Source organism: Bradyrhizobium sp. 62 (assembly GCF_023073035.1).
GTDB lineage: Bacteria > Pseudomonadota > Alphaproteobacteria > Rhizobiales > Xanthobacteraceae > Bradyrhizobium.
This window is the reverse complement of record NZ_JADPIT010000010.1, coordinates 454,828-461,209: the sequence shown is the minus strand read 5'-3', so window position 1 is coordinate 461,209 and position 6,382 is coordinate 454,828. Positions and strand designations below refer to the sequence as shown.

Sequence of the window (6,382 nt, the reverse complement as noted above, 5' to 3'; positions counted from 1 at the left end):
AGCCACCCTCTCCCGCAAGGGGAGAGGGGTAAGCGTCGCGTCCGGGACACCCGGGTGCCCTACAGCCCTGCCTTCGCAATCGCATCCGAGAACGAGCGATCTACGACCTCGGCCGCATCGAGCTTCTGCTTGATAAGGCTCCAGCGAAAATAGAGATCGATCGTGCTCTGCTCGTCCGCGACCACGCCGTCATCGATCGGCGCGATCCGGATTTTTGCGCGCGACAGCCAGTTTTGCGGCACGGCGGTCGGGATGTTCATCAGCCTCCCCCAGGTCGCGGCATAGCTGTCGACATTGTTCAGCGACCACGCCCGCGCCGCGGTGAGGCGCCGGATGAAGTCGGTCAGCTCCGCGCGCTTGTCGCGGATGGCATCGGGCCGCGCCACCTGAAAGCTCAGCCCCGGCGTCAGGCCCTCTGAGGTGATGACGCGGCGCGACTTGAACAACACCTCCTCCTGGCTGACATAAGGCTCCCAGGTCGACCACGCGTCGACGGAGCCTTGCGTGTAGGCGATCTTGGCATCGGACGGCGCCAGGAACGCAATCTGCACGTCAGCCGCAGCCCAACCGTTCTTCTCGAGCGCGGCAAGGATCAGCTGATGCCCGATCGAGCCACGGCCGGTCGCGATCTTCTTGCCGCGCAAATCCGCAAAGCTCTTGATCGGAGAATTCTCGGGCACGAGGATGGCAAGCCCCTCTCGCGTCTGCCGGATCGCGGCGATCGCCTTCACCGGCGCGCCCGAGGCGGCGGCGAAGGTGAAGGGTGCGTCACCGACGAGCCCGGTCTCGATCGCGCCAGCGCTGAGCGCTTCCAGCAGCGGCGCGGCCGCGGGAAATTCCTTCCACTCGATCTTGTAAGGAACGTCTTTCAGCACGCCGGCAGCTTCCATCACCGCTTGCGAATTGCCCTTCTGGTCGCCGACGCGCAAGGTCGTTTGCGCCGCCGCCAGCTCGAACGAGCCGAACAGCAGCGCGCCGGCCAGCATGAGGCGGATCATTCCGCCGCCTCGCCGCGAACGGCCTGGCGCTTGGCGATCACCTCGCGCGTCAGCGGGATCAGCTCGCGGCCGTATTCGATGGCGTCGATCAGGGGGTCGAAGCCGCGGATCAGGAAATGGCTGACGCCGAGGTCGTAATAGTCGCCGAAGACCTCGGCGACCTGCTCGGGCGTGCCGACCAGCGCGGTGGTGTTGCTGTTGGCGCCGGTGAGCTTTGCGATCTCGGTCCACAGCCGCTTGTCGATGCGGCTGCCCTGGTCGGCGAGCGAGAGCAGGCGCCGCGCGCCGGCGGTGGCATGGCCGTCAGCGGGCTTGCGATAGCCGGTCTTGTCCTGGAGCGCGGTGGCGCGCGCAAGAATCTCTTCCGCCTTGTCCCAGGCCTGCTTCTCGGTCGGGGCGATGATCGGCCGCACCGAGAGGCTGAATCGCGGCGTCGGACGGCCCTGCCTGACGGCCGCATTGTGAACGCGCGCGGTGACGTCGCGCACCTGCGCGTAGGATTCGCCCCACAGCGCAAAGGTGTCGGCATGCTTGCCCGCGACGTCGATCGCAGCGTCGGAGCCACCGCCAACGAAGGTGTAGATGCCGGCCTTCTGCAGCGGCTTCACCTGCGAAAAACCATTCTCGACGTTGTAGTACTTGCCGCTGTAGTTGAACGGCTTCTCGCTGGTCCATTCCAGCTTCACCACGTCGAGAAACTCGCTGGTGCGGGCGTAACGCTCGTCCTTGTCGTCGAGCGTGTTGCCGTCCTGTCTGAGCTCCGCTGCATTGCCGCCGGTGATGACGTGCAGCGAGACGCGGCCTCCATAGAGCTGGTCAAGCGTCGCCAGCTGCCGCGCGAGCAGCGTCGGCGCGGTAAAGCCCGGTCGCTGCGCGATCATTACCTTTAACGACTTGGTGATGGTCAGCACATGCTGGGCGACCTGGAGCGCATCGGGCGTGGTCGAATGGAACGCCAGCAGCGCGCGATCGAAACCCGCGAAATCATGCGCCTTCGCCACCGTCTCGATATAGCCTGGATCAAGCACCGGACCTTGGCGCACGATGGTCTCGGACGCATTGCTGTTGGCGATAAAGCCGATGAACTCGATCGACATGATGTTCTCCCTGAATGTTTGGCGGCAGGCTAGAGGCCCAATGCGGCACGGCCGAGGCCGGTGCGCGTGGAATCGTCCTGCGGCGTGTGCACGCGACCGCACAGGACGTCGCGATAGTGCCGCTCCAGCGGATTGGCGCGGGACAGGCCGTGATTGCCGGTCAGCGACAAGGCATCCTCAACCGCGGCGACGGCGTTGTTGGTCACGGTCAGTTTGATGACGTTGGACTCGGTCGCCGAAAGCGCGACACCGTCGTCGAAATCACCGGCGAAAGATCCGATCAGCCGCGCATTGACGATGAGCCGCGTTTCGATCCCACCAAGGATCTCCTGCGCCCGCGGCAAGGTCGCAAGCGGCGCGCCCAGGCTGGCCGGCACGCGCTGCTTCAGGAACCCGACCAGCCAGTCGCGTGCAGCCCGCGCAACGCCGTCATAGATCGCGGCGACAAAGATCGTGTGGACGGTCGCCTGCGCGACATCGGGTGCGCGCCAGTCCGCCGGCTCGCGCACATCGATCTCGGCATCGAGAGGTATCACGACGTCGTCGAAGATGACGTCGTGGCTGCCGCTGGCCCGCAGGCCGTGGTGATCCCAGGTCTCGACGATACGCGTGCCCGGCAGGCCCGCTGGCACCAGGAACTGTCCGACACGCGGCTCGGCTTCGTCCGTGCGCGCCCAGACCAGATACCATTTCAGGATCGGCGATCCCGTCGAATAGATCTTGTGCCCCGAGAGCCGCCAGCCGGTCTCGGTCCGGCGTGCAATGGTCGCGGGCAGGCCGCCGCGCGCAGGCGAACCCAGTTCGGGCTCGACGCGGAGTGCGTTGACGAGCGCAAGGTCTTCGACACTCTCGCGCGCGAGCTTGCGCGACAGCCGCGCCGGCCAGGTCGGGCTCCGTGCCATCACCAGATGGTTGATGTAGTGCATCGACAGCACCAGCGCGGTCGACGGATCGGCCTTGCCGATGATGCCGAGGACGCGTGCGGCGTATCGTGCGCCGGCCCCGGTGCCGCCATGGGCGGCAGGCACCGTCAGCGACAGCAGGCCTGCCTCGGACAGCTCGCGAAAATTCTCGAACGGGAAGCTTCCGGTGCGATCGTACTCGGCCGCACGGGCAGCGAAAGCCTCGGCCAGCGCTTCGGCACGTGCGATGTAGTCGGGCTCGTGATGCGCCGCGCGCCCCTTGGCGATCGGAGTTACCATGTGGCGTCCAATCCGAGCAGGCCAAGAATTTGGCGGCGCAAATCGGCCAGATACGGATCACCGCGATGGCGCGGATAGGGCCGGTCGACACGGATATCGGCCTTCACGCGCGCCGGGCGGTCGCTGAACACGATGACGCGGTTGGCGAGCACCAGCGCCTCCTCGGCGTCATGCGTCACCAGCAGCGTGGTAAAGCCCTTGCGCTGCCACAGCGAGACCAGCTCGGCTTGCATGGTGATGCGGGTCAACGAATCGAGCTTGCCCAGCGGCTCGTCGAGGATGAGGATTTTCGGATCGTTGACCAGCGCGCGGGCCAGTGCGACGCGTTGCGCCATGCCGCCCGAGAGCTGGTGTGGATAGGCATTGCGGAAGGACGATAGCCCCGCGAGATCGAGGGCGGCATCGACGCGGTGACGCTGGCTCTTCAAGATGCCCTGCGCCTCCAGCCCGAGCGCGACATTGTCCCAGACCGTGCGCCAGGGAAACAAGGTCGGATCCTGGAACACGACAACGCGCGACGGGTGCGGTCTCGTGATGCGCGCCTCGTCCTCGCGCAGCGTTCCGGATCGGGGCTTGTCGAGGCCTGCGACGAGGCGCAGCAGCGTGGACTTGCCGCAGCCGGAGGGACCGAGCAGCGCAACGAACTCGCCCGGCTCGACGGAGATGCTGACGTCGCTGAGCACCGGCAGCTCGGCGCCGTCGATGTCGAAGGCGTGGCTGACCTGCTCGATGTCGAGCGCGGCGCGTCGGTGACCAGAAGGGCGGCAACCGTTCGCTGCTCGAGATCTCGGGCTACGCCAAGGATCTGCCCTACAAGATCGAGTGGTCGGAATTCCCCGCGGCAGCGCCGATCCTGGAGGCGCTCAACGCCGGCGCGCTCGACGTCGGCTACACCGGCGACCTTTCGTTCCTTTCGGTCTACGCGGCCGGTGCGCCGATCAAGGCGATCGGCGTCACCAGGTCGGATGCGAAGACGCAAGCCATTCTCGTGCGCCAGGATTCGCCGATCAAATCGGCGGCCGACCTCAAGGGAAAACGCCTCGCCGGCACGCGCGGCGGCTGGGGCCAATTCCTGATCGACGCCACGCTGGAGAAGGCGCAGATCAGGCTGGAGGACGCGACGTTCGCGCCGCTCGGCCCGGTCGACGCCAAGATCGCGCTGGTCGCGGGCTCGATCGACGCCTGGGCGGTGTGGGAGCCCTACGTCTCGTTCGCGACGCTCAAGGACAAAGCCCGCGTGATCGCCGATGGTGAGGGCCTGACGCCGACCATCACCTTTATCGTCGCCTCCGACAGCGCCATCGCTGGCAAGCGTGCGGCGGTGCAGGACCTCGTGCAGCGGCTGAACAAGGCGCGGCTGTGGTCACTGGATCATCTCGGCGAATATGCCAAGAGCACGGCCGAACTGACCAAGCTACCGGAGGACGTGCTGTTCTCGGCCTATACCGCGCAGCGCACCAGCCCGATTCCGATTGATGAGAACGTCGTGAAGGAGGTGCAGGAAGCCTCCGACCGCTCGACGCGCTACGGCATCCTGCCGAAGAAGCTCGACGTGAGCAAAGCCGTCGACCGCAGCTTCACCGCTGCGGCCGCGGGATCGAACTAGAGCAGAGTCGGCGGGATGCTCGCGCTTCGTCTCAAGGCGGGCCCGCTGCATCTCGCCGCGATCGTGCTCGCGCATTTGGCCTGCATGGGCCTGATCGTGTGGCTATCGCTTTAGACGCCAGCCAGGGCCGCCGTTCGCCGGCCCGGCCTTAAGGAAAAGATCAGGACAACATAAGGAGCCCATAAGGACTTACGAGACGCCGTTGGCCTAGCATCGACCGTGTGATCGCGTCGGTAACAGGATGCCTCACCCCGCGGCTTGTCCGGACAATCACAACTCGCTCTCGGGTTGCCGATCCCGACTGGACGGGCTTACAGTGATCCGCCCTGCGGCCGTCGACGCTTGCAATGGGAAGGCGACCTTCGGGCTGGAGATCAGCGCCATGTCAGCCGATCAGTATCTTCGTTACGACCCGTCCGTCGAACACATCCGGCCGGAGGAAGCGGCGGCCGTCGAGGCGATCGTTGCTTCGATTTCGCGAACGAGCGATCGCACTTTTCACAAAGACAAGCACGGGACCCGACAGCAGCACGCCAAGGGCGCCGGCTATCTCCGGGGCGAGCTGATCGTCTACGACGATTTGCCGGATCATCTGCGCCAGGGCCTGTTCAAGCAGGCTGGCCACTTCCCGATCATCGTCCGCCTCTCCACCGCATTCAACAGGAGCGATCGCGTACGCTCGCCACGGGGATTTGCCATCAAGGTCCTGGGCGTGACTGGGGCTAAGGCGCTCGGCGACGACGATACGACGAACCAGGATCTCCTGCTCGTCAATCACCCCAGCTATTTCGCGGATGCGATGGCCTATATGCGCGCACAGCAAAAGGTCGAGCACACCCTGTTCCTGCCTGATCTGGCGTACGGACCCATAGGCTTTTTGGCGCGCGTGCTGGTCGCCGCATCGGACAGAACAGGCATTCCGATCCCGATCGTCTTGAAAGCGCTCGGTGATGCCGGCAGCAATATCCTCGGAGAAACCTTTCATACGGAGGGAGCATTGCGGTTTGGCGATTATATCGCAAGGCTTCGCCTGGTACCGATCTCGGCGTCGGTTCGCCAACTCACCGGCCAGCCCTGCCACGATGCCGATGATGCCGTGCTGAACAGCGTCGTTGCGTTCTTCAAGGACAATGCGGCCGAGTACGAATTATTTGCCCAGCTCTGCACCGACCTGGAGCGAACACCGATCGAAGATGCCTCGATCGACTGGCCCGAAGAGGTCGCGCCGCCGCAAGCACTCGGCAAGATCACGCTTCCGCGCCAGACCGCCGACAGCCCCGCGCGTCGCGTCTATTCCGACGAGGTGCTTTCGTTCGACCCATGGCGATGTCTCGCCGCGCATCAGCCGCTCGGCTCGATCATGCGGTTGCGCAGGGATGCCTACCGTGCCTCCCGCACGCGGCGGCAGCAGCAAAATCAATTCAAGGTCAAGCAACGGCCCGGCGAACCACGGGAGATCGCGGACCTGCCGGATTAAAC

Annotated in this window: 5 protein-coding genes and 1 pseudogene; 2 read left to right on the top strand and 4 right to left on the bottom strand. The window is 65.3% G+C overall.

Annotated elements, in window-relative coordinates:
- Positions 1-59: 59 nt before the first annotated feature.
- From IVB47_RS06355 to IVB47_RS06340, 4 genes are read right to left on the bottom strand one after another with little or no spacing between them, the layout of a single operon-like run.
- Entirely contained in the window at positions 60-998 is a 939-nt protein-coding gene (locus IVB47_RS06355; RefSeq protein WP_247460429.1) for an ABC transporter substrate-binding protein, read from the bottom strand.
- A complete protein-coding gene (locus IVB47_RS06350; RefSeq protein WP_247460428.1) occupies positions 995-2,095 on the bottom strand; it encodes an LLM class flavin-dependent oxidoreductase in 1,101 nt (366 codons plus the stop codon). Before IVB47_RS06350 ends, IVB47_RS06355 begins: the two co-directional genes overlap by 4 nt.
- Before the next feature lie 29 nt (positions 2,096-2,124).
- A complete protein-coding gene (locus IVB47_RS06345; protein WP_247460426.1) occupies positions 2,125-3,297 on the bottom strand; it encodes an acyl-CoA dehydrogenase family protein in 1,173 nt (390 codons plus the stop codon).
- Positions 3,291-4,028, bottom strand: coding sequence for an ABC transporter ATP-binding protein (locus tag IVB47_RS06340; protein ID WP_247460571.1), 738 nt, complete (start codon positions 4,026-4,028; stop codon positions 3,291-3,293). Before IVB47_RS06340 ends, IVB47_RS06345 begins: the two co-directional genes overlap by 7 nt.
- Before the next feature lie 11 nt (positions 4,029-4,039).
- Between IVB47_RS06340 and IVB47_RS06335 the strand changes: the two are divergent.
- Together IVB47_RS06335 and IVB47_RS06330 are read left to right on the top strand one after the other, a co-directional pair.
- Positions 4,040-4,903, top strand: a pseudogene (locus tag IVB47_RS06335) (ABC transporter substrate-binding protein); the annotation flags it as partial.
- 382 nt (positions 4,904-5,285) lie between these two features.
- On the top strand, positions 5,286-6,380 hold the full coding sequence (locus IVB47_RS06330; RefSeq protein ID WP_247460424.1) for a catalase family protein: 1,095 nt from the start codon (positions 5,286-5,288) through the stop codon (positions 6,378-6,380).
- Positions 6,381-6,382 lie beyond the last annotated feature (2 nt).

Bases quoted from the DNA above. Each gene is read 5' to 3' on its own strand.
- IVB47_RS06355 (WP_247460429.1), bottom strand. From the start codon at position 998: ATGATCCGCCTCATGCTGGCCGGCGCGCTGCTGTTCGGCTCGTTCGAG.
- IVB47_RS06350 (WP_247460428.1), bottom strand. From the start codon at position 2,095: ATGTCGATCGAGTTCATCGGCTTTATCGCCAACAGCAATGCGTCCGAG.
- IVB47_RS06345 (WP_247460426.1), bottom strand. From the start codon at position 3,297: ATGGTAACTCCGATCGCCAAGGGGCGCGCGGCGCATCACGAGCCCGAC.
- IVB47_RS06330 (WP_247460424.1), top strand. From the start codon at position 5,286: ATGTCAGCCGATCAGTATCTTCGTTACGACCCGTCCGTCGAACACATC.